We start from the raw sequence: 24,064 nt of genomic DNA on the forward strand, positions 1-24,064 counted from the left end.
ACCACAAGGGCAAGCGTGTCTAAGGAAGGCGACGCTTAGTGCTGCAGGATTTTCTCAAGGAAATGCTGGGCGCGTTCGGAGCGGGCGCTGATGTCGCCGAAGAACTCTTCTTTCGGGCAGTCCTCGATGATCTGGCCCTGGTCCATGAAGATCACCCGGTTCGCCACTTTACGGGCGAAGCCCATTTCGTGGGTCACGCACATCATGGTCATGCCTTCGTGGGCCAGTTGCACCATCACGTCGAGCACTTCGTTGACCATTTCCGGGTCAAGGGCCGAGGTGGGTTCGTCGAACAGCATGACCACCGGGTCCATCGCCAGGGCACGGGCGATCGCCACGCGCTGCTGCTGGCCGCCGGAGAGCTGGCCAGGGTGCTTGTGGGCGTGGGCCGAGAGGCCGACGCGTTCGAGCAGTTGCAGGCCTTTCTTGGTGGCTTCTTCCTTGCTGCGGCCCAGCACCTTGATCTGCGCGATGGTCAGGTTCTCGGTGATGGTCAGGTGCGGGAACAGTTCGAAATGCTGGAACACCATGCCGACGCGCGAACGCAGTTTCGGCAGGTTGGTCTTCGGGTCGGCGATGGATGTGCCATCGACCACGACGTCGCCTTTCTGGAACGGCTCCAGCGCGTTCACGCACTTGATCAGCGTGGACTTGCCCGAACCCGACGGCCCGCAGACCACCACCACTTCACCTTTGCTGACCTCGGTGCTGCAATTGGTCAGTACCTGGAAGTCCCCATACCACTTGTTGATATTTTTGATAGAGATCATACGGCGAACCTTTTTTGCAGACGCTTGACCAGCAGCGAGGCGGCAAAGCTGATTGTGAAGTACACGAGACCTGCGATGATCAGGAACTCATTGGAGCGGCCGATGATGTCGCCATTGGCCCGCGAAGCATTGAGGAAGTCCACCAGGCCGACCGTGTAGACCAACGAGGTGTCCTGAAACAGGATGATGCTCTGTTGCAGCAACAGCGGAGTCATCTTGCGAAACGCCTGGGGCAGGATGATCAGGCGCATGACCTGGCCATAATTCATGCCCAGCGCCTGCGCCGCGCCCATCTGGCCCTTGGGGATCGACTGCACGCCGGCCCGGACGATTTCGCAGAAATACGCCGCTTCGAACATCATGAACGCCACGACGCAGGAACCGAACGCGCCAATAGGCGTGTCCTCGCCGGTGATCCAGCGCAGCACGAACGGCACCGCCAGGTAGAACCAGGTGATCACCAGCAGCAACGGGATCGAGCGGAAATAGTTGACGTAGGCGCCGGCGATGTTGGAAACCAGCTTGTTGTGGGACAGGCGCATCAGCGCCAGGATCGTCCCCAGGATGATCCCGCCGACCACGCCCAGGGCCATCAGCTTGAGGGTCATCACCATGCCATTCCACAAGCCGGGAATGGCGGGGATGATGCCTGTGAAGTCGAATTCCATTATTTACCCCCCACGGAGATCAGGCCGGGCACCGCGACTTTCTTCTCGACCATGCGCATGAGCAACATCAGGCTCATGTTCAGGGTGAAGTAGATCAGGGTCGCCAAGGTAAAGGCTTCGAACAGGTTGGCGGAGAACTCGGCGGTCTGCTTGGTCTGCGCGAGCAGCTCCATCAGGCCGATCAGCGACGCCACGGAAGAGTTCTTGAAGACGTTGAGGAATTCCGAGGTAAGCGGTGGAATGATGATCCGGTAGGCTTGGGGCAGCAGCACGTTCCAGTAGATCTGCGGCAGCTTGAAGCCCATGGCGCGTGCGGCGGATTCCTGGCCGCGCGGCAGCGCCTGGATCCCGGTGCGTACCTGTTCGCAAACTCGCGCGGCGGTGAACAGGCCCAGGCACACGACAACGCTCAGGTAGGCCGAGGTGGTCGGATTCAGGTCCTGTTTGTACCATTCCTGCATGTCTGCGGGCAGCAGGTCCGGTACCAAGAAGTACCAGATGAACAGCTGTACCAGCAACGGCACGTTACGAAAGAGCTCCACGTAGCAAGTCGCGATGCCCGACACCAGCCGGTTCGGCACGGTGCGCATCACGCCCAGGATCGAGCCCAGCAGCAGGGCAATGATCCAGGCGACGACGGCGATGGCGATGGTCCAGCCCAGGCCGGCCACGTACCAGTCGAGATAGATCTCGCTGCCCACGCCGGTGGACTTGAAGAACACACCCCAGTCCCAGTTGTAATTCATCAGGGTCTCCCCTCAGATCGATCGATGTACAAATATCTGCAGGGGGAAATCCTTTCCCGCCTAATCTTGACGATCAGGCACACACCGACGGCTCGACCTCACCGTTCGAGTGTTTCCATTATTGCCAGCAGGGAATGACACACTCTTGGAAGGGCTGGGCCCTTCCAAGAGGTAAGGTTAGTCAGAAATCAGGATTTTTTGTCGTCAGCCGCTTTGTCGGTTGGGGTGGCGATCAGGTCCTTGAGTTCGTCGCTCATCGGGAAGTTGAGGTTCAGGCCTTTTGGCGGGATTGGCTGCATGAACCATTTTTCGTAGATCTTGTTGATCTCGCCCGAAGCGTAGGTGGCCTTGATGGCGTCATCCACAGCCTTCTTGAACGGCTCGTCGCCCTTGCGCACCATGCAGCCATAGATTTCGTAGGACTGTGCGGTACCGGTCACGGCCCAGTCATCAGCCTTCTTGGCCTTTGCGGCTTCGCCGGCCAGCAGGGCGTCGTCCATCATGAACGCGACGGCACGACCGCCTTCGAGCATCTGGAAGGATTCGCCATGGTCCTTGGCGGAGATGACGTTCATGCCCATTTGCTTGTCGGCGTTCATGGACTTGAGCAGGCGCTCGGACGTGGTGCCGGCGGTGGTCACGACGTTCTTGCCTTTCAGGTCGTCAAAATCCTTGTACTTGGAATCTTTCTTGGTCAGCAGCCGGGTGCCGATCTCGAAGATGCCTACGGAGAAAGCGACTTGTTGCTGGCGCTCGACGTTGTTGGTGGTGGAGCCGCATTCCAGGTCGACGGTGCCGTTCTGCACCAGGGGAATACGGGTTTGCGAGGTGACCAGGTTGTACTTGACCTGCAGGTTCGGCACGTCCAGCTCTTTTTTCAGCGCTTCGACGACTTTCAGTTGGATGTCGTGGGAATAGCCGACCGGCTTGCCGGAAGCGTCCGCAATGTAGGAAAACGGGATGGAGGCGTCGCGGTGGCCGAGCGTAACGACGCCGGACTCTTTGATCTTTTTCAGCGTACCGGTCAGTTCGGCTGCGAAGACCGGAGTGCTGATCAGAGCGGCAGCAACGGCTGCGCCCAGGAGATGGGGAACGATGCGCATCGATATTTCCTCGACATTGTTTTTTTTATTCGGCCGGTTCAACCGGCCCTGAGTGCTTCGAATGCCTGGCAGCTCCTGTTGTGTTGGCGTACAGGCGTTCGTCTCCACGAGTGTAGAGCATGACTCGTGCCAGGCCAGCGACAAATGATCAACTAGTTGTTTTATAAGGAAATTAACGTTTTGTTTCAGCTTTTCGGCCGATAACTTATCCGGTTTGCCGAATTGACCGTCGGGTCGCGTTCGGAAAACCGAATGCGCCGCATAGGGCGTGTGCTTGGGGAAAGGGCGCCAGGCAGCAAAAAGCCCCCGTATCTTTCGATCCGGGGGCTTCATTTACTCAGCGGTGATTTCAGGCCGCTTCGATCTTGCGTCGGTTGTGCTCGACCTTGTCCAGGTACTGCTGCAGTTTCTCTTGTTCCGAGGCGCTGGTGAACAGGCCCAGCTTGCTGCGACGCCAGAGAATGTCCTGGGCATACACGGCCCATTCGTCGCTGCACAGATAGTCGACTTCCCGGGTGTAGAGTCCTGCGCCGATGTGTTCGCCCAGGTCGGCGAGGCTTTGCACCCCTTCAAGCATGCGCCAGGTACGGCTGCCATAAGTGGTGGCCCAGCGGCGGGCGATATCGGTCGGCAGCCAGTCGAATTTGTCGCGAATGGCCGAGCACAACGCCTGCGGCGTGGTCATGTTTTCGCCGCCGGGCAAGGTTTCCAGGGCGGTCCAGCTTGGGCGCATCTGTGTGAAATAGGGAGCCAGCTGCGCCATGGCCGATTCGGCCAACTTGCGATAAGTGGTCAGCTTGCCGCCGAACACTGACAGCAATGGAGCTTCTTCGCCGCCGCCAGAGAGCGCGAGGGTGTAGTCCCGGGTCACGGCGGATGGGTTGTCGGATTCGTCGTTGCACAGCGGGCGAACACCCGAATAGCTGTGCAGGATCTCGTCACGGCTGATCTGCTTCTTGAAGTGCGCGTTGACCACCTTCAGCAGGTAATCGGTTTCGCCCTCGGTAATCGCCACTGAAGCTGGGTCGCCGGTGTATTCGCGATCGGTGGTGCCGATCAGGGTGAATTGGTTCAGGTACGGAATGGTGAACACGATGCGCTGATCTTCGTTTTGAAGAATGTGCGCGTGCTCGCCTTCGTAGAGCTTCGGAACAATCAGGTGGCTGCCCTGGATCAGGCGGATGCCGTAGGGCGATTCGAGCTTCAGGTCATCGCGAATGAACTTGGCGACCCACGGCCCGGCGGCGTTGACCAGCGCCTTGGCATGGATGGAAAACAGACTGCCATCGGTGCGTTCCAGGTTCAGCTGCCACAGGCCCTTGCTGCGGCGAGCACTCACGCAGCGGGTGCGGGTGTGGATATGCGCGCTTTTTTCGCGGGCCGCCATGGCGTTGAGCACCACCAGTCGTGCGTCATCTACCCAGCAGTCGGAGTATTCGAAACCTTTGGTGATTTCGCTTTTCAATGCGCTGTCGGCGCCGAATTTCAGGCTCTTGGAACCGGCCAGTTGCTCGCGTTTGCCCAGGTGATCGTAAAGAAACAGGCCGGCGCGAATCATCCAGGCAGGACGCAGGTGCGGCCGATGGGGCAACACAAAGCGCATTTGCTTGACGATGTGCGGGGCTTTGGTGAGCAGCACTTCGCGCTCGGCCAGCGCTTCACGCACCAGGCGGAATTCGTAATGCTCGAGATAGCGCAGACCGCCGTGAATCAACTTGCTGCTGGCCGACGAGGTATGGCTGGCCAGGTCATCCTTTTCACAAAGGAACACCGAAAGGCCGCGACCGGCGGCGTCCGCGGCAATCCCCACGCCGTTGATACCGCCACCGATGACGGCGACATCATAGATCTCTGAGAGAGGGGGCGTAGGCAAGGTAGAAGTGGGCATCGGCTGGCCTCGGGCTCTTTTCGTAATATTTGAATTCGAACATAAATGTTCATTTGCGAAAATACTAGCCCATAAGTACAGCGACAGCCAGTCGAATCCGATTGAAAATACTGATCGAACGACGCTGAAGGAAAATTTTCGAACAAAAAGGAGTTGGGGAGGGCTCTTGTGGCGAGGGAGCTTGCTCCCGCTGGATGGCGAAGCCATCCCAATCAGGCCGACGCGTTTCTTCAGGCGAGCCGCATTCAGTAAAATTTGCGACGGTTACGCCGCCGAGCGGGAGCAAGCTCCCTCGCCACAGGGTAGTGGGGCTTCAGACCACTTCCAGCCGAATCTTGTGCTGGCTCAGCAATTGCGCCAGCGCCGGCACTGGCTGTTGGTCGGTCACCAGGCAGTCGATCAGGCTGATCGGGCCCAGGCGTACCATGGCGTTGCGCCCGAACTTGCTGGAATCGGCCGCCAGCAATACCTGCCGCGCATTAGCGATGATGGCTTGGGAAACCCGCACTTCCTGATAATCGAAATCCAGCAGGCTGCCGTCTTCGTCGATCCCGCTGATACCCACCAGGGCGAAGTCCACCTTGAACTGGTTGATGAAATCGACGCTGGCCTGGCCTACCACGCCGCCATCACGGCGTACGTTGCCCCCGGCAATCAGGACTTCGAAGTCATCCTTGGCGCTGAGGATCGATGCCACGTGCAGGTTGTTGGTGATGACTTTCAGATGGTTGTGATTGAGCAGCGCCCGGGCAATCGACTCGGTGGTGGTGCCGATATTGATGAACAGCGAGGCGTGATCGGGAATCTGGGCGGCGATGGCTTCGGCAATGCGTTGCTTTTCGTCGCGCATCTGGTCGGCGCGCATGGCGTAGGCGGTGTTTTCCACGCTCGAATCATAGGCGGCGCCGCCGTGGTAGCGGCGCAGCAGGTTCACTTCCGCCAATTGATTGATGTCGCGGCGGATGGTTTGCGGGGTGACGACGAATAGCTGCGCCATTTCCTCGATGCTGACATAGCCGCGTTCGCGGACCAGCTCGAGGATTTGCTGCTGGCGGGGAGGCAGATTCATGGGGCTTCCTTTGGGCTGCCGTACAAAATTTGCCCATGATGCCGCAGGAATCCATTCCCGACCAGTTTCAGATCCTCATCGTTCCCGGCTTCGGCTTACTCAGCGTCTTCGTGTGGCTCCCAATCGCGGGTGCGGCTGACGGCTTTTTTCCAGCCAGCGTAGAGTTTTTCCTTGGCCTGTTCATCCAGCTGCGGCTCGAACTCGCGCTCGATGACCGCTTTGCCGCGCAACTCGTCCAGGCTGCCCCAGAAGCCGCATGCCAAACCGGCCAGGTACGCTGCGCCCAGTGCGGTGGTCTCGCGCATTTTCGGGCGCTCGACCAAGGTGCCAAGAATGTCTGCCTGAAACTGCATGAGGAAGTTGTTGGCCACCGCGCCGCCGTCCACGCGAAGGGACTTGAGGCGTTCGCCGGCATCCTGCTGCATGGAATCGAGCACGTCGCGGGTCTGATAGGCGATTGATTCCAGCGTCGCCCGAATGATGTGATCGACTCGTACGCCACGGGTCAGGCCGAACAGTGCGCCGCGGGCATAAGGGTCCCAGTACGGCGCACCAAGGCCCGTGAACGCCGGCACCAGGTACACGCCATTGCTGTCCTTGACCTTGTTGGCGAAATATTCGGTATCGAGGGCGTCGTTGACGATCTTGAGTTCATCGCGCAACCACTGGACCGTGGAGCCGCCGTTGAACACCGCGCCCTCCAGGGCGTATGCCACTTCGCCGCGCGGGCCGCAGGCGATGGTGGTGAGCATGCCATGGTTGGATTTGACGGCTTTGTCGCCGGTGTTCATCAACAGGAAGCAGCCGGTGCCGTAGGTATTCTTCGCCTGGCCCGGTTCCACGCACATCTGGCCGAAGAGGGCGGCTTGCTGGTCGCCGGCGATACCGCCGATGGCGATGCCGCTTTTGGTGCGGCCGTAGATTTCCGAGGAAGATTTCACTTCCGGCAACATCTCACGAGGGATGTCGAGGATGTCGAGCATCTTCGCGTCCCACTCCAGCGAGTGAATGTTGAACAGCATGGTGCGCGAGGCGTTGGTGTAGTCGGTGACGTGGACCTTGCCGCCAGTGAATTTCCAGATAAGCCAACTGTCCACGGTGCCGAATAGCAATTCGCCGTTGCGCGCGCGTTCGCGGCTGCCTTCGACGTGGTCGAGGATCCACTTGAGCTTGGTCCCGGAGAAATACGGATCGGTGACCAGGCCGGTGGCTTCGCTGATGTACTGCTCGTGGCCGTCGCGCTTGAGTTGCTGGCAGATCTCGGTGCTGCGTCGGCATTGCCAGACGACGGCGTTGTAGATCGGACGCCCGGTGGACTTGTCCCAGACCACAGTGGTTTCGCGCTGGTTGGTAATGCCGATGGCGGCAACCTGGTCGTGGTGCAGCCCGGCATGGGCCAAGGCCTCTACCATGACCGCGCTCTGCGTGGCGAAGATTTCCATCGGATCATGTTCGACCCAGCCTGGCTGCGGATAATGCTGGACGAATTCGCGTTGGGCTGTGCAGACCACGTTGGCGTCACGGTCGAAAATAATCGCCCGCGAGCTGGTCGTGCCTTGGTCTAGGGCAATGATGTAGTTTTTATTCTCAATGTCGGTCATGTCGATTGCCTCGGGTCTTTCATAAAGGGAGACGTAGATAAAGAAGCCACGGCGCAGACCGGAATGGCAGGAGCCTGCGCCGACTGTTCAGGATGTTCTGGGCTTGCCGTCAATGGTCGGCTCTGCATCCTTTGTAGCAGCCACGGCGCCGGGCAGGTGACGGGCAATCAGCCCGCGGTAGGCGGCGGCACCCAGGCAAGCCCCCGCAATCGGTGCAAAAATAGGCACCAGAAAGTACGGGATGTCGCGTCCCCCGGTCAGGGAAATTTCACCCCAGCCAGCGAAGAATGTCATCAGTTTTGGACCGAAGTCCCGTGCCGGGTTCATCGCGAAGCCTGTCAGCGGTCCCATCGAACTGCCAATCACGGCGATCAGCAGGCCGATCAGCAGTGGAGCCAGTGGACCGCGGGGCAGGCCATTATTGTCATCGGTAAGGGACATGATCACACCCATCAGGATGGCGGTGATGATCGTTTCCACCAGGAAGGCCTGGCCGGTAGACAGTGCTGGGTGCGGGTAGGTAGAGAATACCGACGCCAGTTCGATGCTTGCTTCGGTGCCGCGAATCATCTGGCGAGACTGTTCGAAATCGAAGAACAGATTGCTGTACAGCGTATAGACCAAGAGCGCACCGCAGAAGGCGCCGGCGACTTGGCAGATGATGTAGAAGGGCAGTTTGCGTTTTTCGAAGTCAGTAAAAATACACAGCGCGATGCTGACGGCGGGGTTTAAATGGGCACCGGAAATACCGGCGCTGAGATAGATCGCCATGCTGACACCGACGCCCCAGATGATGCTGATTTCCCACAAGCCGAAACTCGCACCCGCGACCTTGAGCGCCGCAACGCAACCGGTACCGAAAAAGATCAGCAGGGCCGTACCGAGAAACTCGGCCAGGCATTGGCTGGAAAGGGAGGGTTGTTGTAAAGCAGTTGTCATTCAAACCTCGGTTCTTTTTGTTGTCCTGCGCGTCGGATACAACTCGTCAGCGCGTTTTCACCGAGGGCGGGATCCCCATCCTGCGCTCGGGCTGTTGCTTGAGACACGTGTTTCTGCTTTCAGTTTCGAAAAAATATAGACAAGAAACGCCGCTGTCAAAGGTCGAAAGTGAACCATCAGTCACTTTGGGATTATTCGTGGCGTGAATGACCGCCGCGAAGCCTTTTACCCGCCGATCGCATAGAATTCCTCACAGTCTTTTGGTTTTTCTGTCAGGAGTGGCCATGACCCCCGCGTTGGATCTGCTTAAGAAAGTGCGCGCCGAACATCGCATCCACAGCTACGAACACGATCCCAAGGCAGCGTCCTATGGACTGGAGGCAGCTGAAAAGCTCGGATTGGAGCCGGCGCGGGTGTTCAAGACCTTGTTGGCCGCCAGCGAAAAGGGCGAGCTGCTGGTGGCGGTGGTGCCCGTGGCTGGAAGCCTGGACCTGAAAGCGCTGGCCCACGCCGCGGGGGTGAAAAAAGTCGAGATGGCTGATCCAGCCGCCGCTCAACGCTCGACGGGTTATCTGCTGGGCGGTATCAGCCCGCTGGGGCAGAAAAAACGTCTTCGCACGTTTATCGATAATTCTGCGCAGCCTCTAGCCAGTCTGTTCGTCAGTGCGGGCAGGCGTGGTTTGGAAGTCGAATTGGCGCCTTTGGTATTGAAGGAACATACCGGGGCGGCATTCGCCGACATTGGGCGTCCCTGAATCCCTTGCCAAGATAATCTGAGGCTTCAGGTTTCATTGGGTGTCAAAACTTCCGTCCTGTGCTGTAGGGCAAAAATTGTGCTCATCTGTCACTGGATAAACGGTGCCGGTGCGGCTCATGCTCGCGCATCTATAAAAAGGAGAAGTGCCATGCAGCTCGCGTTTCATCAGGTCGATGCGTTCAGTGACCGGCCGTTTGGCGGTAACCCGGCGATGGTCTATCGGCTCGATGCCTGGCTCGCCGACGACTTGATGCAGAAGATCGCGGCCGAACATAACCTGGCTGAAACCGCTTTCCTGGTGCGTGAAAACCAGCAGTGGCACATTCGATGGTTTACTCCCACCACGGAAGTCCCGCTCTGTGGACATGCGACATTGGCCAGCGCCTTCGTATTGTTCGAGGTCTATCACGAAACCGCGCAGCGGCTGGATTTCATCTGCAAGTCTGGAGCGCTGAGCGTCAGCCGCGAAGGTGACCGGCTGTGGTTGGATTTCCCTGCGATAGTGCCGGCCGAATTGGGCGCTTCCCTGGCGGTCCAGAATGCCTTGGGGGTCGAGGCGGTGGACGTGCTGAGCTCCAACGAGCTGTTCGTGGTGTTGGAATCGGAGCAAGCCGTGCTCGACTGCAAGCCTGATATGGCAGCCTTGGCAAAGCTGCCGTGGCCGGGCGCTATCGTGACGGCGCCGGGCAGCAAGCACGATTTCGTCTCGCGCTATTTTGCCCCGGCGATCGGCATCAATGAGGATCCGGTCACCGGGTCGACCCATTGCAGCTTGATTCCATACTGGTCCAAGCGCCTGAACAAGCACGGTCTTACGGCGTATCAGTGTTCAGCCAGGGGCGGGGCATTGTTTTGTCGGTTGGAGGGAGAGCGGGTGAAGATCGGCGGGCATGCGACGCTTGTGGCGAGCGGGACGCTGTCCCTGGGTTGACTTGTGGCGAGGGAGCCAGCCCCTTCGCCACAAAAGCCTCCCGAAGCATTAGCTGGCCGCGCTGTGTCGCCGCACGCCGTTTTCCACCGGCGGCAGATGTGCCGCTGTGCTGCCCGAGGCCTGGAACAATACCAAGTGCTCTGCCGCCACTCGGACACCAACGGTCGCCCCGACCTGATGATCGGCATGGCTCGGGAAAATCGATTCCAATTGCGCGCCTGTCGGCAATTGCAGGCGATACAAGGTAGAAGCACCAAGGAACGTCTTGCCGACGATAGTGGCTGTCAGCTGGCTGTCTGGCGCATAGACGATATCGTCCGGGCGCAGCAGCACATCCACGGCGCCGCCGATCGGCCAGGTGTAGGCTCGGTTGCCGCGCAGCACGCCCAGTTCAGTTTGCACCGATTCCGGGCTGTTGAGTTGGCCGCGAATGAAATAACCCTGGCCAATGAAGCTGGCGACGTAAGGCGTCAGCGGTTCGTGATACAGGTTGTAAGGTGTATCCCATTGTTCCAGTCGACCTTCCCGGAACACACCGACATGATCGCTCACGGCAAAGGCCTCTTCCTGATCATGAGTCACCAGGATTGCGCTGGTGCCGCGAGCCTTGAGAATGTCGCGCACCTCATGGCTGAGCTTGCGTCGCAGCTCGCCGTCGAGGTTGGAAAACGGTTCGTCGAGCAACAACAGTTGCGGCTCGGGCGCCAACGCCCGGGCAAGCGCCACGCGTTGTTGCTGGCCCCCAGAAAGTTCATGGGGAAAGCGCTTGCCCAGGTTCTTCAAGTTGACCAATTCCAGCAGCTCTTCGACCACGCGATCCTTTTGAGGATGTTTGCGAATGCCGAAGGCCATGTTCTCGGCGACGCTCAAGTGCGGGAACAGCGCATAGTCCTGGAACACCATGCCGATACGGCGCTTCTCGGGGGCGAGGGTAAAGCCCGCGCGGGAAATGGTTTCCCCGGCCAGCTGGATCTCACCTTCATGCACGGGCTCGAAACCAGCGATGGCCCGCAAGGTCGTGGTCTTGCCGCACCCGGACGAGCCGAGCAGGCAGCCGATATCGCCGGCGTTGAGGTGCAGGTTGAGGTTCTGTACGACCCGTTGGTCCTGATAACCGCAGGCCAAGTTGTGCAAATTCAACAACAAGGAATGGCTCATGCGTGGTGGTACGCCGGCTCGACGAGAAATTCGAGCAGGGCCTTCTGTGCGTGGAGACGATTCTCGGCCTGGTCCCAGGCCACGGAGCGCGGATCATCCAGCAGGTCGAGGCTGATCTCTTCGCCACGATGGGCCGGCAGGCAATGCATGAACAGCACTTCGTCGGCCGCCAGGTCGAGCAGGGCGCGATTGACCTGGAAAGGCGCGAACAGCTTCAGGCGCTTGGCGGTTTCTTCTTCCTGGCCCATGGACGTCCAGACGTCGGTGCTTACCAGGTGCGCGCCGGTGACCGCTTGTTGCGGGTCGCGAACGAGGGTTACGCGGTCACCGGCCCGGGCGACAAATTGCGGATTGGGTTCGTAGCCTTCAGGGCAGGCGATGCGCAGCTGGAAATCGAATTGGATCGCTGCTTCTATATAGCTGTTGCACATGTTATTGCCGTCACCGATCCACGCCACGGTCTTGCCCTGGATCGAGCCCCGGTGTTCGAGGAACGTCTGCATGTCGGCCAGGAGCTGGCAGGGATGCAGGTCATCGGACAGGCCATTGATCACCGGCACGCGGGAATGGGCTGCGAATTGGGTCAGGGTGCTGTGGGCAAAGGTCCGGATCATCACCGCATCGAGCATGCTCGACATGACGATGGCGCAATCGCTGATGGGCTCGCCGCGGCCGAGCTGGGTGTCGCGGGGCGACAGGAAAATCGCCTGGCCACCGAGCTGGATCATGCCGGCTTCGAACGAAATGCGCGTGCGCGTCGAGGCCTTCTCGAAAATCATCCCCAGTACACGGTTGTTCAAGGGCTCGAACAGTACGCCGCGCTTACGCAGGTCCTTGAGCTCCACGCCTCGACGGATGACGCCGAGCAACTCATCGGGCGTGAAATCCATCAGGGAGAGAAAGTGCCTTGCGCTCATGATTGACTACCTTTTGTTACTGACCGCAGATACTCAAAGCCTTGTTTAATGGAAAAACGGGCGAGACCTGCGGCAAAAGCCGCACGGGGCGACGAAATTAGGGGAAGGCGCGATATTGACATTAAATGTCGCGTCTTACCAATAGGGCTACGGTTATAGGGGATTTCAGCGAAGTCACGGCAGGACTGCAATGACGTATTTAAAGCCGGTTTCCTGACAGCAGCAGCCCATTTGTACACTGGCGTGGCGGCGCTTGGCAAACAAGCCGGACGGGCGTGGGACGATAAACGCTCGGTTTTCGGCGGGCGGGCGTGGATTTCCCAGTGTCCGTTGTCGGATGTGAGATTTCCTAAACCAAGGGCCTGGGTTATAAATGAACCCCTATATGCAGGAGCCCCCAAATGGATTCGAAAGAGCGACAACTGATGGAATTGCTGGGGCTGACGGCGCGCTCCCTGACGCACCTGACCGCTTCGGTGACGTCCATGTCATTCGAGTTGTTGCGCAGCGACGACGAAGTGACCAAGGCCGCGGGTCGGCGGATGATTGATCGCATGGCCACTATCAGCAGTGGACTTGACGAGCATTGGCGCTTGATTGGCGAGTTGACGGGCGTACCCATCTCCCATGAGGAAGTGGAGACCATCGAGGAAATCCAGTTGCTGGCGCCGCCTCCCGAGCAGCCCTGAAATCGGCTGGCCTGATGCCCGCCGATTCACAGGACGAACGTCGCTGGCGCGGTAGGGGATCCCGGGCCATAGTTTTGTTCCCGCGGCCAAAAGCGGCCGCTACGAATAAAACAGAGACTGGCCATGACCAAGACTCTTCATCACCGTGCGTGCCATCTGTGTGAGGCCATCTGTGGCCTGACGCTCGAAACCACCGAAACTGAAGGCCAAGGCCTGGCGATCACCTCGATCAAGGGGGATCCGCTGGACAGTTTCAGTCGTGGACACATCTGCCCCAAGGCCGTCGCGCTGCAGGATATCCAGAACGATCCGGACCGGCTGCGCCAGCCCATGCGGCGGATGGGCAGCGAATGGCTACCCATCGCCTGGGAGGATGCGTTCGCGTTGGTGGCCGAACGCCTGGCAAGCATTCAGGAACGCCACGGCCAGAACGCGGTGGGCGTCTATCAAGGCAACCCGAGCGTGCATAACTATGGGCTGATGACCCACAGCAACTATTTTCTCGGTCTGCTGAAAACCCGTAGCCGCTTCTCGGCGACCTCGGTGGACCAACTGCCCCATCACCTGACCAGCCACTTGATGTACGGCCACGGCCTCTTACTGCCAATTCCGGACATTGACCACACCGACTTCATGCTGATCTTGGGTGCAAACCCGTTGGCTTCCAACGGCAGCATCATGACCGTGCCGGACGTGGAGAAACGCCTCAAGGCGATCCAGGCCCGGGGCGGCCAAGTGGTGGTGGTCGATCCTCGGCGCAGCGAGACCGCGGCCATCGCCAACCAGCATGTCTTCGTACGCCCCGGTGGTGATGCTGCGTTGCTGTTTGGCTTGCTCAACACGCTCTTCAGCGAAGGCCTGACTCGTGACGGTCATTTGCCGGTGGATGGCCTCGAAGAGGTGCGCCAGGCCGTTGCAAGCTTTACCGCGGAGGCGATGAGCCCTCTCTGTGCGATTCCGGCGACGCAGATCCGTCAGCTGGCGCGTGATTTTGCCGCCGCGCCGTCAGCGGTGTGTTACGGACGGATGGGCGTATCGACCCAGGCTTTCGGCACGCTTTGCCATTGGCTGATCCAGTTGATCAATCTGGTGACCGGAAATCTTGATCGGGTCGGCGGGGCGCTGTGCACCGAGCCAGCGGTGGATTTGGTGGCGAGCACCTCGGGCGGACACTTCAACCGATGGCAAAGTCGAGTGTCCGGGCGTCCCGAATACGCGGGGGAGCTGCCGGTGTCGGCCCTCGCCGAAGAAATGCTCACCGAGGGCGAAGGGCAGATCCGTGCGTTGGTCACCGTGGCGGGTAACCCGGTGTTGTCCACGCCCAATGGGCGGCAGCTGGAGCAGGCACTGGATGGCCTGGAGTTCATGGTCAGTATCGATCTGTACATCAACGAGACCACTCGCTATGCCGACCTGATCCTGCCGTCGACCTCTGCCCTGGAAAACGATCATTACGACACCACGTTCAATCTGTTCGCGGTGCGTAACGTCAGCCGTTTCAATCGGGCGATCCTGCCCAAGCCTGAGGGTGCGCTGCATGACTGGGAAATATTCGTCGGCCTGGCCAAGGCCTTTGCAGCCCGGACCGGCAAGGAACTCAAGCCGACCATGCCGCCAGCGCAGATGATCGATCTGGGGCTGCGCGCGGGTGCCTATGGGGATGCATCGCCGCACAAGCTGTCCCTGGCGACTCTGTTTGATCATCCCCACGGCATTGATCTCGGTGCGCTCAAACCCAATCTCACCGCAAGGTTGAAAACTGAAAATGGTCGCTTGCAGGCTGCGCCCGCGGTGATCCTTGCCGACCTGGCGCGCTTTGCCGTGTTGCGAGCGCCGGCATCCGATGAGCTGCTGATGATTGGCCGTCGCCATGTGCGCAGCAACAACTCTTGGATGCATAACTTTCATCGGCTAGTGAAAGGCAAGCCGCGCCATCAGCTGCTGATGCATCCCGATGACCTGGCGAGCCGGGGTCTTGTCGATGGGCAACGAGTCAAGGTCAGTTCGCGAGTAGGCGTGATCGAAGTGGAGGTGCAGGGCAGCCTGGACATGATGAAAGGCGTGGTCAGTCTTCCCCATGGCTGGGGCCATGCCCGACCGGGTGTGCAGATGACCATTGCCAGCGCGCAGCCCGGTTCCAGTGCCAATGACTTGACCGATGAATGCCAACTCGATGAGTTGTCCGGCAACGCGGCGCTTAATGGGGTTCCGGTGAAGGTGGCGGCTGCGTAGAATTGTCCTTGGGGCGGACCGAGCAGGGTGCTCGGCTTTCCGTTACAATGCGCCACCGTGTCGACATCTGTAGTCGCAAAGTTCAAGCCGAGGTGCTCCGTGGATATCATCGAAACGATCAAAGACCAGATTGCCAACAACACCATCCTGCTTTACATGAAAGGCTCGCCGAATGCGCCTCAGTGCGGCTTCTCGGCCAAGGCTGCTCAAGCGGTGATGGCGTGTGGCGAGAAGTTCGCTTACGTGGACATCCTGCAGAACCCGGAAATCCGCGCCAACCTGCCCAAGTACGCCAACTGGCCAACCTTCCCACAGTTGTGGGTCGGCGGTGAGTTGATTGGCGGCAGCGACATCATGACCGAGATGGCAGCTGACGGTTCGTTGCAGTCCGCGATCAAGGCAGCTGTAGAAGCGGCAGCGGCGAACAAGACTGAAGCTTGATCCATGACGGTTCTGTTCGCCGCACGGGGTGTGGTGGACGAACGTTGTGGGATGCCTGGAAATCCAGGCAACAAAAAGCCCCGCTCCTCGAAAGAGGGCGGGGCTTTTTTGTGGCTTGCTTTCGGGGAAGCTTATTCTTCACCCATCTGCGATTGCAGGTAATTCTCCAGACCGATCTTGTCGATCAGGCCCAACTGGGTTTCCAGCCAGTCGATATGTTCTTCTTCGGACTCGAGGATATCTTCGAGCAGCTCGCGACTGCCGAAGTCACTGACGGTTTCGCAGTGGGCGATGGCGGCTTTCAGGTCGGCGTGGCCGGTGCGTTCGATGCGCAGGTCGCATTCGAGCATTTCCCGGGTGTGTTCGCCGATGTGCAGCTTGCCCAGGTCCTGGACGTTCGGCAGGCCTTCGAGGAACAGGATGCGCTTGATCAGCTTGTCCGCGTGTTTCATCTCGTCGATGGATTCGTGGTACTCGTGCTTGCCCAGCTTGTTCAGGCCCCAATCTTCATACATGCGTGCATGCAGGAAGTATTGATTGATCGCGACCAGCTCATTGGCGAGGATCTTGTTGAGATGCTGGATGACTGTAATGTCGCCTTTCATGGTGAGGGCCTGCCCTGTAATAGCTGTGTATAAGGCGGAGTTTGAGCCGCCCATTTACGGGTGTCAAACCTAAGTTATTGAATAATAAATGAAAATTAATCGGAATAAGAATGTTTGTGTTCCGCGTCTGGACGCTAAGCAATTGATTTACAGGCATAAAAAAACCGGACATTGAGTCCGGTTCTTCAAAAAGCTGGATTTATGCGGCAGTAAATTCTACCGGATAAGGGATCGAGGCCTGGGCGGTCTGCACTTTGGCGAGGGTTTCACGCACCACTTCCTTGGCAAGGCAGGCGCATTTACCGCATTGGCTGGCTACGCCGGTGGCCTGGCGGACTTCGCGGTAGCTGCAGCAACCTTCATAGATCGCTTCGCGGATTTGTCCGTCGGTGACGCCAGTGCAGAGGCATACATACATAAGTAAGAACCGTCGCTGGTTGTGACTCAATTGAGACAGATCTTAATGTTAACGAGAATGATTGTCAAAGTGGTTTCTAAAGCTCTTTCACCAGAGCGGCATCAGGCTGACGAACGGTTTGGTGGAGGTGCATGCCGCCAGGTGCTTCGGATTTTCGATGTCGCTGAAAAACCGTTGAGGACAGTCCAAATGTGCGGTGTATGATGGTCGGTCCTTGCAAAGCGGGTTCGTGTCACAGGGCTGTCGCCTGAGGGTGACAGGCTGGCGCGGACTCTGTTTTCACGTTACTACACCAGGAGATATCCAATGAGCGTACTCGTAGGCAAACAAGCCCCTGACTTTACCGTTCCAGCCGTCCTCGGCAACGGCGAAATCGTCGACAGCTTCACCCTGTCCTCCGCCATCAAAGGCAAATACGGCCTGGTGTTCTTCTACCCGCTGGACTTCACCTTCGTCTGCCCATCCGAGCTGATCGCACTGGATCACCGCATGGACGACTTCAAGGCGCGCAACGTTGAAGTGGTCGCGGTTTCGATCGACTCGCACTTCACCCACAACGCCTGGCGCAACACCCCGATCAACAATGGCGGGATCGGCCAAGTGAAGTACACCATGGCTGCCGACATGAAGCATGAAATCGCCAAGGCCTACGACGTTGAGTCCGAAGGCGGCGTGGCCTTCCGTGGCGCGTTCCTGATCGATGACAAAGGCGTGGTTCGTTCGCAGATCATCAACGATCTGCCGCTGGGCCGTAACATGGAAGAGCTGATCCGTCTGGTCGACGCCCTGCAATTCCACGAAGAGCACGGCGAAGTCTGCCCGGCCAACTGGAAAAAAGGCGACAAGGGCATGACCGCATCGCCTGAAGGCGTAGCCGCCTATCTGGGCGAGCACAGCGACAAGCTGTAAGCGCACGCGGCATAAAAAAACCGGCCCTTGATGGGCCGGTTTTTTTATGGGCCGGTTATCAGCTGCAATGCAGATATCTGTGGCGAGGGAGCTTGCTCCCGCTGGGGGGCGCAGCCGCCCTCAAAACTGTGTGAGCGCTTCGCACTCAAGCGGGAGCAAGCTCCCTCGCCACAAGAGCACAAGAGCACAAGAGCCAGAGCCAGAGCCAGGCTTAGCCGCTATCAGTCGTCGAAATCCTGCCAGCCGCCCATTTCCTTCCAGCGATTGACGATGCCGCAGAACAGCTCGGCAGTTTTCTCAGTGTCATAGCGGGCCGAGTGGGCTTCGCGGCCATCGAAATCGATGTCGGCTGCCTGGCAGGCCTTCGCCAATACGGTCTGGCCGTACGCCAGGCCCGCGAGGGTTGCGGTGTCGAAGCTGGAAAACGGATGGAACGGGTTGCGCTTCATGTCCAATCGCGCAACGGCGGCATTGAGAAAGCCCAAGTCGAAGCTGCTGTTGTGCCCCACCAGGATCGCGCGCTTGCAACCGTTGGCCTTCAGCGCCTTGCGCACGCCGCGGAAGATGTCGGTCAGGGCGGTTTCTTCACTCACTGCCATGCGCAGTGGGTGATCAAGCTTGATCCCAGTGAATTCCAGCGCGGCGGCTTCGACGTTGGCGCCTTCGAACGGTTCGACGCGGAAGAAATAGGTGTGGTCAGGGAAGACGAAACCTTTTTCGTCCATGCCGATGGTCGTCGCGGCGATTTCCAGCAGCGCATCGGTGGCGGAGTTGAATCCGCCGGTTTCTACGTCGACCACCACCGGCAGGTAGCCCCGGAACCGAGCGGCCATGGGATGGCGAGCGCCCCCGGAACCAGCGTTGCCGTCCAGTTCGTCGTCGAAATGATCTTCACTCACGCGTTTTCCTCCAGCAGGCGCCAGCGCAGTTTTTCACCGGCGCGCAGCGGGATGACAGTCAGCTCGCCAAAGGGCAGGCTGGCGGGGGCGGTCCACTCGTCGCGGACCAGGGTAATACAATCGGTGTTCACCGGCAGGCCGTAGAAACGCGGGCCGTGCAAGCTGGCGAAACCTTCGAGCTTGTCCAGCGCATTGCGCTGCTCGAACGCCTCGGCGTACATCTCTATGGCGGCGTAGGCGGTGTAGCACCCGGCGCAACCGCAAGCGGCTTCCTTGGCGTGGCGGGCGTGGGGCGCCGAGTCCGTGCCGAGGAAAAACTTGGCGCTGCCGCTGGTGGCGGCGTCGAGCAAGGCTTCCTGATGGGTGTTGCGCTTGAGGATCGGCAGGCAATAGAAGTGCGGCCGGATGCCGCCCACCAGCATGTGGTTGCGGTTGTACAGCAGATGATGCGCAGTGATCGTCGCGCCGACATTGGCCGGGGCTTCGTTGACGAACTGCACGGCATCGCCGGTGGTGATGTGCTCGAAAACCACCTTGAGCGTCGGGAAACGCTCCACGACGCGACGCATATGCTCGTCAATGAAGATTTTCTCGCGGTCGAACACATCGACATCGCTGCGGGTGACTTCACCGTGGATCAGAAGGGGCATCCCGACTTCAGCCATGGCTTCCAGCGCCGGGAAAATCTTGTCGATGCTCGTGACGCCGGAATCCGAGTTGGTGGTGGCGCCGGCCGGGTACAACTTGGCCGCGTGGACGAAACCGCTGGCCTTGGCCTCGCGTATTTCCGCGGGCTGGGTGCGGTCGGTGAGGTAAAGCACCATCAGTGGCTCGAAGCGGCTGCCAGCCGGGCGCGCGGCGAGGATGCGCTGGCGATAGCCATCAGCCTCGAAGGCGTTACGCACGGGCGGAACCAGGTTAGGCATGATGATTGCGCGCCCGAAGGTGCGCGCGACATCGGCGACGGTATGGGTCAACACAGCACCATCGCGAAGATGAATATGCCAGTCGTCGGGACGCAGCAGGGTCAGGCGGTCGGACATGGGGGGCTTCCAGGCGGGTCAAACTCTGGGGAATGCTACCGGAAAAGACCGATGCGGGCACCCGCTATCAAGTTTTGCCGCAAGTGACCGATAGCCCCTTCAGGTGTGCCACGATTCCGTGCGGTGTCTCGGACAGGCGTCATGCCACGTGTTTTTCGATTTCCGTATAAATGCCAGTGGAGCCTCCCGTGCGCCAGCGTTATCTAGCCTTGCTCAGTGTGTTTGCCAGCCTTCCCGCGATGGCGCTCACTTTCCAGACCCGTCTGGAGAGCATCGAGTGGACGGTCGAAGGCGACAAGTTCGAGTGCCGGCTGAGCCAGCCGATCACCGATTTCGGTAGCGGCGAGTTCGTGCGCCGGGCAGGCGAGCAGGCCACGTTCCGGCTCAAGGCCTATAACCCGATGATGGGTGGCGGCTCCGCGACGTTGCTGGCGGCTGCGGCGCCTTGGCAGCCAGGGCGGGGTGACATCAACCTGGGCTCGGTCAGGATCGGCAGCGGCGATGTGCTGTTCGACAGCTCCCAGGTACAGGCGGGCCGTCTGATCAGTGGGCTGATGGAGGGGCGTAGCCCTGTGGTCCGACGCAATACCGAGGACGGCCGGGTATCGGAGGTCCGCCTGTTGCCTGTGCGCTTCAACAAGGCTTTCAGCGATTATCAAGGCTGTGTAGCGAAACTGTTACCGAAGAATTTCGAGCAGATCAAGCAAACCCAGATCGGCTTTCCCGGCGAAGGGATTGAACTCGACGCCCAAGCCAAGGCGCAGTTGCAAGTCATGCTCGACTTCATCAAGGCTGACCCTAGCGTCAATCATGTCGAACTCGACGGCCATTCCGACAACAGTGGCAACCGTTTGACCAATCGTGAATTGTCGCGCCGTCGTGCGCTGGCGGTCATGGATTTCTTCAAGGCCAACGGTTTCCAGGAATCCCAATTCACCGTGCGTTTTCACGGTGAGCGTTATCCCCTCGTCTCTAATACCAACGCCGCCAATCGAGCCAAGAACCGGCGCGTGGTTGTGCATCTGGCGCGTGTGACGCCGACTCAAGCTCCGACGCCACAGCCGACGACACCGCCTGCGGCACCGGTAGGGGCGCCTGGCAAGGTTCCGACGCCGGTCGCTCCCACCAAAACTGCAGCCCCCGCTGCGGCGACGGCGCGAACCTCCTGATCCTGCCCTGATCGTCGCGGGCTCGACATAATCTGTCGCTTCGTCGTCATAAGCTGTCGCGCCCCTGTAAATTATTCGCGCTGGACGTTAGACTTCCCGGCTTTCCGTACAACCCGTGGAGTGATGGCATGGCGGACGTAAACAAGGTCGTTCTGGCGTATTCCGGCGGCCTGGACACTTCGGTGATCCTCAAGTGGCTGCAGGACACTTATAACTGCGAAGTGGTGACCTTCACCGCTGACCTGGGGCAGGGCGAAGAAGTCGAGCCTGCACGCGCCAAGGCTCAGGCCATGGGCGTCAAAGAGATCTACATCGACGACTTGCGCGAAGAGTTTGTCCGCGACTTCGTGTTCCCAATGTTCCGCGCCAACACTGTTTATGAAGGCGAGTACCTGTTGGGTACTTCCATTGCCCGTCCGCTGATTGCCAAGCGCCTGATCGAAATCGCCAACGAAACCGGCGCCGACGCCATTTCCCATGGCGCCACCGGTAAAGGCAACGACCAGGTGCGTTTCGAGCTGGGCGCCTATGCCCTCAAGCCGGGCGTGAAGGTCATTGCCCCGTGGCGCGAATGGGACTTGCTGTCCCGTGAAAAATTGATGGACTACGCCGAGAAGCATGCGATCCCGATCGAGCGCCACGGCAAGAAGAAATCGCCGTACTCGATGGACGCCAACTTGCTGCACATCTCCTATGAAGGCGGCGTGCTGGAAGACACCTGGACCGAGCACGAAGAAGACATGTGGCGCTGGACCGTCTCCCCGGAGAAAGCCCCCGATACGCCGCAATACCTGGAACTGACCTATCGCAACGGTGACATTGTCGCGCTGGATGGCGTGGAAATGAGCCCGGCCACCGTTCTGGCGACGCTGAATCGTATCGGCGGCGAACACGGCATTGGTCGTCTGGACATCGTCGAGAACCGCTATGTTGGCATGAAGTCCCGTGGCTGCTACGAAACCCCGGGCGGCACCATCATGCTGCGCGCGCACCGGGCGATTGAATCGATCACCCTGGACCGCGAAGTGGCTCACTTGAAAGACGAGTTGATGCCCAAGTACGCCAGCCTGATCTACACCGGCTACTGGTGGAGCCCGGAGCGTCTGATGCTGCAACAGATGATCGATGCCTCCCAGGCTCACGTGAATGGCGTCGTGCGGTTGAAACTCTACAAAGGCAACGTGATCGTCACCGGACGCAAATCCGACGAGTCGTTGTTCGATGCCAACATCGCGACCTTCGAGGAAGACGGTGGGGCCTACAACCAGGCCGACGCGGCCGGCTTTATCAAGCTCAACGCCCTGCGCATGCGCATTGCGGCGAACAAGGGTCGTAAGTTGTTCTGATCCGGCTTTAAAAAAAACGGCCTGCCATGAGCAGGCCGTTTTTTTATACATTCCTTCTATCGTTCCCCCTTTCGGCTCATCCCCGTGATGACTCGACTTCCCAGTTGATAACGCGGATTATCTGGCAGAACGCCTGCGCCTTTTACCAGGTGAACGACGTGGGCGATGGCTATCCTCGGAGGAGACGTCCATGCTTTTCGTGAAATGCTTGCTCTTGCGAAAATCTGAAGGTGAATACAGGGAACGGTAGTTGAAGTTCAACGTAGTGAAGAACAGAAGTAACAAGTAGAACGGAAAGCTGATCAGGAACCAAAGAAAGTATTCGCGATCTTGGTCATCCAGGAACGGCAGGGAGATGGCGGCGGAGCTTTCGGATAAAGTTGCTAGTATGGCGATAAGTGTCAGGGGGTTGGTAACGGTTCTCGGTGGTTTGTTCATGGTGGATGCTCATAAATAGTTTCATGCTCGAAGAGTAAAATAAGATTAAGTAGTATTGCGTGCTCTGAAGCGATAATAATATTGATGGTGCAATTGTTCTGTCGCCGATCAGATAGAATCTTTTATACAGAAACTCATTCCTCTGGGCGAAATTTTTGCTGTTGTCTATAAATAAATCAGTAACTATTTATGATAAATGGCTTTTTCCTGATGTTGCCGTCAGGGACGTTTTTCCGGGAAAACTCGCATTGTTTATAGGGTTTCCGGCTCGTCAGAATAAGCCGCTTCATGTCTGTGGAAAAAATCGTGGCACATCATCTCTCAGGTTATTTGTAGGATTTTTCTGTATTGCTTGTAGGTTATGTCTTTCGGTGCGAGCGGTCATGGGGGGCGGCATGCCAAGGCCGAAATGACTAGGCTATTGTGCGTGCTCTAAAAACTCGAACAGCGAATTGGATTTGCCCATGAATAAAGTGCTGATCGTGGATGATCATCCCGTCATTCGTCTTGCTGTACGTTTGCTAATGGAGCGCCATGGATATGAAGTTATCGCTGAAGCAGATAATGGCGTCGATGCGTTACAGATTGCCAGGGAACAAATGCCCGACATCGTCATCCTGGATATTGGAATCCCGAAATTGGATGGGTTGGAGGTCATTGCTCGTTTGACCGCCAATCCATCACCCTTGAAAGTATTAGTGCTGACTTCACAAGCACCCGGACATTTCTCTATGCGCTGCATGCAGACAGGCGCTGCCGGCTATGTTTGCAAGCAACAGGATTTGACCGAACTGTTAAGCGCAATAAAGGCGGTGCTGTCCGGCTACAGCTATTTCCCTAACCAAGCCTTGCATACGGTTCGTTCAAGCCTTGGGAATGCCAGCGAGTCCGATATGGTTGATCGCCTGTCCGCAAGGGAAATGATGGTCCTGCAGGAACTGGCTCGCGGAAAGACCAACAAGGAAATAGCGGATGGGATGTTCCTGAGCAACAAGACCGTCAGCACCTACAAGACTCGCTTGTTGTTGAAGCTCAATGCCCGTTCGCTGGTCGACCTGATCGAACTGGCACAGCGAAACGGCTTGGTGTGAGTTTCCGGCTACGCGTAATCAGTAAAAAGCCTCCATCAGGGAGGCTTTTACGTGTCAGAGATCAAAGTCATACTCGGCGAGTTGCTTCTGTAGGCGACGCTCTTCCAGCAGGTTATCGATGGTGCGGCGTTTGCTCAGGTTGGTTTTCGCCACTTCCACGACCGCAGGTTCCGCGTCGTCAGCCTCGACGGCGATGAAATCGTCTTCTACATCCAATTGTTCTTTGCCAGTACTCAT

24 protein-coding genes and 1 pseudogene are annotated in these 24,064 nt (G+C 58.6%); 9 read left to right on the forward strand and 16 right to left on the reverse strand.

The features are described 5' to 3' along the window. Positions 1–35: 35 nt before the first annotated feature. The 8 genes from J3P82_RS06550 to J3P82_RS06585 form a co-directional block, all read right to left on the reverse strand. On the reverse strand, positions 36–770 hold the full coding sequence (locus J3P82_RS06550) for an amino acid ABC transporter ATP-binding protein (RefSeq protein WP_186635675.1): 735 nt from the start codon (positions 768–770) through the stop codon (positions 36–38). Then, positions 767–1,438, reverse strand: a complete 672-nt coding sequence (locus J3P82_RS06555; protein WP_014339892.1) for an amino acid ABC transporter permease — start codon at positions 1,436–1,438, stop codon at positions 767–769. The genes J3P82_RS06550 and J3P82_RS06555 overlap by 4 nt, the downstream gene beginning before the upstream one ends. Then, positions 1,438–2,184 carry an amino acid ABC transporter permease gene (locus J3P82_RS06560; RefSeq protein ID WP_053124568.1) on the reverse strand — a complete coding sequence of 249 codons (747 nt, stop codon included), beginning with the start codon at positions 2,182–2,184 and terminating at the stop codon, positions 1,438–1,440. Before J3P82_RS06560 ends, J3P82_RS06555 begins: the two co-directional genes overlap by 1 nt. 188 nt (positions 2,185–2,372) lie before the next feature. Then, complete coding sequence (locus tag J3P82_RS06565; RefSeq protein ID WP_434561650.1) at positions 2,373–3,287, reverse strand: glutamate/aspartate ABC transporter substrate-binding protein; 915 nt, start codon at positions 3,285–3,287, stop codon at positions 2,373–2,375. Between the two features lie 349 nt (positions 3,288–3,636). Next, positions 3,637–5,175, reverse strand: a complete 1,539-nt coding sequence (gene glpD / locus J3P82_RS06570; RefSeq protein WP_434561652.1) for a glycerol-3-phosphate dehydrogenase — start codon at positions 5,173–5,175, stop codon at positions 3,637–3,639. Between the two features lie 313 nt (positions 5,176–5,488). After that, positions 5,489–6,244, reverse strand: coding sequence for a DeoR/GlpR family transcriptional regulator (locus J3P82_RS06575; RefSeq protein ID WP_003204973.1), 756 nt, complete (start codon positions 6,242–6,244; stop codon positions 5,489–5,491). 95 nt (positions 6,245–6,339) lie between these two features. Continuing rightward, positions 6,340–7,845: a glycerol kinase GlpK gene (glpK, locus tag J3P82_RS06580; RefSeq protein ID WP_434561654.1), complete on the reverse strand. Its 1,506-nt coding sequence runs from the start codon at positions 7,843–7,845 to the stop codon at positions 6,340–6,342. 87 nt (positions 7,846–7,932) lie between these two features. After that, positions 7,933–8,784, reverse strand: a complete 852-nt coding sequence (locus J3P82_RS06585) for an MIP/aquaporin family protein (RefSeq protein ID WP_434561656.1) — start codon at positions 8,782–8,784, stop codon at positions 7,933–7,935. Positions 8,785–9,068: 284 nt separating this feature from the next. Here J3P82_RS06585 and ybaK point away from each other — a divergent pair, with 284 nt between their 5' ends. Then, complete coding sequence (ybaK, locus tag J3P82_RS06590) at positions 9,069–9,539, forward strand: Cys-tRNA(Pro) deacylase (RefSeq protein ID WP_434561658.1); 471 nt, start codon at positions 9,069–9,071, stop codon at positions 9,537–9,539. A gap of 150 nt (positions 9,540–9,689) precedes the next feature. Continuing rightward, positions 9,690–10,472, forward strand: coding sequence for a PhzF family phenazine biosynthesis protein (locus J3P82_RS06595; protein WP_434561660.1), 783 nt, complete (start codon positions 9,690–9,692; stop codon positions 10,470–10,472). Positions 10,473–10,520: 48 nt separating this feature from the next. On the opposite strand, the gene J3P82_RS06600 is transcribed toward J3P82_RS06595, so the two are convergent. Continuing rightward, a complete protein-coding gene (locus tag J3P82_RS06600) occupies positions 10,521–11,630 on the reverse strand; it encodes an ABC transporter ATP-binding protein (protein ID WP_434561662.1) in 1,110 nt (369 codons plus the stop codon). Then, positions 11,627–12,547: an ornithine carbamoyltransferase gene (gene argF / locus J3P82_RS06605; protein ID WP_434561664.1), complete on the reverse strand. Its 921-nt coding sequence runs from the start codon at positions 12,545–12,547 to the stop codon at positions 11,627–11,629. The genes J3P82_RS06600 and argF overlap by 4 nt, the downstream gene beginning before the upstream one ends. A 401-nt stretch (positions 12,548–12,948) precedes the next feature. On the opposite strand from argF, the gene J3P82_RS06610 reads away from it, so the two are divergent. The 3 genes from J3P82_RS06610 to grxD all read left to right on the forward strand — a co-directional run bounded on the left by J3P82_RS06610 (position 12,949) and on the right by grxD (position 15,909). Beyond that, complete coding sequence (locus tag J3P82_RS06610; protein ID WP_186635701.1) at positions 12,949–13,236, forward strand: hypothetical protein; 288 nt, start codon at positions 12,949–12,951, stop codon at positions 13,234–13,236. Between the two features lie 123 nt (positions 13,237–13,359). Continuing rightward, on the forward strand, positions 13,360–15,468 hold the full coding sequence (locus tag J3P82_RS06615) for a molybdopterin oxidoreductase family protein (RefSeq protein WP_434561666.1): 2,109 nt from the start codon (positions 13,360–13,362) through the stop codon (positions 15,466–15,468). A gap of 99 nt (positions 15,469–15,567) precedes the next feature. Then, positions 15,568–15,909: a Grx4 family monothiol glutaredoxin gene (gene grxD / locus J3P82_RS06620; RefSeq protein ID WP_434561668.1), complete on the forward strand. Its 342-nt coding sequence runs from the start codon at positions 15,568–15,570 to the stop codon at positions 15,907–15,909. Positions 15,910–16,040: 131 nt separating this feature from the next. Here grxD and bfr read toward each other — a convergent pair whose 3' ends face one another. Both bfr and J3P82_RS06630 read right to left on the reverse strand, forming a co-directional pair. Next, complete coding sequence (bfr, locus tag J3P82_RS06625) at positions 16,041–16,514, reverse strand: bacterioferritin (protein ID WP_434561670.1); 474 nt, start codon at positions 16,512–16,514, stop codon at positions 16,041–16,043. Between the two features lie 199 nt (positions 16,515–16,713). Beyond that, positions 16,714–16,932 carry a bacterioferritin-associated ferredoxin gene (locus J3P82_RS06630; protein WP_003178704.1) on the reverse strand — a complete coding sequence of 73 codons (219 nt, stop codon included), beginning with the start codon at positions 16,930–16,932 and terminating at the stop codon, positions 16,714–16,716. Between the two features lie 306 nt (positions 16,933–17,238). On the opposite strand from J3P82_RS06630, the gene J3P82_RS06635 reads away from it, so the two are divergent. Beyond that, on the forward strand, positions 17,239–17,841 hold the full coding sequence (locus tag J3P82_RS06635) for a peroxiredoxin (RefSeq protein WP_003204949.1): 603 nt from the start codon (positions 17,239–17,241) through the stop codon (positions 17,839–17,841). 221 nt (positions 17,842–18,062) lie between these two features. Here the strand turns inward: J3P82_RS06635 and rnt are convergent, their stop codons facing one another. Next, positions 18,063–18,740: a ribonuclease T gene (gene rnt / locus J3P82_RS06640; protein ID WP_186611625.1), complete on the reverse strand. Its 678-nt coding sequence runs from the start codon at positions 18,738–18,740 to the stop codon at positions 18,063–18,065. Then, the gene (pyrC, locus tag J3P82_RS06645; RefSeq protein ID WP_434561672.1) at positions 18,737–19,783 is read right to left on the reverse strand and encodes a dihydroorotase; all 1,047 of its coding nucleotides are present in this window, start codon (positions 19,781–19,783) and stop codon (positions 18,737–18,739) included. The genes rnt and pyrC overlap by 4 nt, the downstream gene beginning before the upstream one ends. A gap of 188 nt (positions 19,784–19,971) precedes the next feature. Here pyrC and J3P82_RS06650 point away from each other — a divergent pair, with 188 nt between their 5' ends. Together J3P82_RS06650 and J3P82_RS06655 are read left to right on the forward strand one after the other, a co-directional pair. Then, positions 19,972–20,952 (forward strand): flagellar protein MotY, encoded by a 981-nt coding sequence (locus J3P82_RS06650; protein WP_434561674.1) that lies wholly within the window; start codon positions 19,972–19,974, stop codon positions 20,950–20,952. Between the two features lie 128 nt (positions 20,953–21,080). Further along, positions 21,081–22,298 (forward strand): argininosuccinate synthase, encoded by a 1,218-nt coding sequence (locus J3P82_RS06655; protein WP_003204943.1) that lies wholly within the window; start codon positions 21,081–21,083, stop codon positions 22,296–22,298. Positions 22,299–22,460: 162 nt separating this feature from the next. On the opposite strand, the pseudogene J3P82_RS06660 reads toward J3P82_RS06655, so the two are convergent. Then, positions 22,461–22,736 (reverse strand): annotated as a pseudogene (locus J3P82_RS06660) (hypothetical protein); the annotation flags it as partial. 464 nt (positions 22,737–23,200) lie between these two features. On the opposite strand from J3P82_RS06660, the gene J3P82_RS06665 reads away from it, so the two are divergent. After that, the gene (locus J3P82_RS06665; RefSeq protein WP_186635718.1) at positions 23,201–23,827 is read left to right on the forward strand and encodes a response regulator transcription factor; all 627 of its coding nucleotides are present in this window, start codon (positions 23,201–23,203) and stop codon (positions 23,825–23,827) included. A gap of 54 nt (positions 23,828–23,881) precedes the next feature. Here J3P82_RS06665 and J3P82_RS06670 read toward each other — a convergent pair whose 3' ends face one another. After that, positions 23,882–24,064 (reverse strand): PA3496 family putative envelope integrity protein, encoded by a 183-nt coding sequence (locus J3P82_RS06670; RefSeq protein ID WP_186635721.1) that lies wholly within the window; start codon positions 24,062–24,064, stop codon positions 23,882–23,884.

Source organism: Pseudomonas sp. Z4-20, from assembly GCF_051131955.1.
Taxonomy (GTDB): domain Bacteria; phylum Pseudomonadota; class Gammaproteobacteria; order Pseudomonadales; family Pseudomonadaceae; genus Aquipseudomonas; species Aquipseudomonas marvdashtae.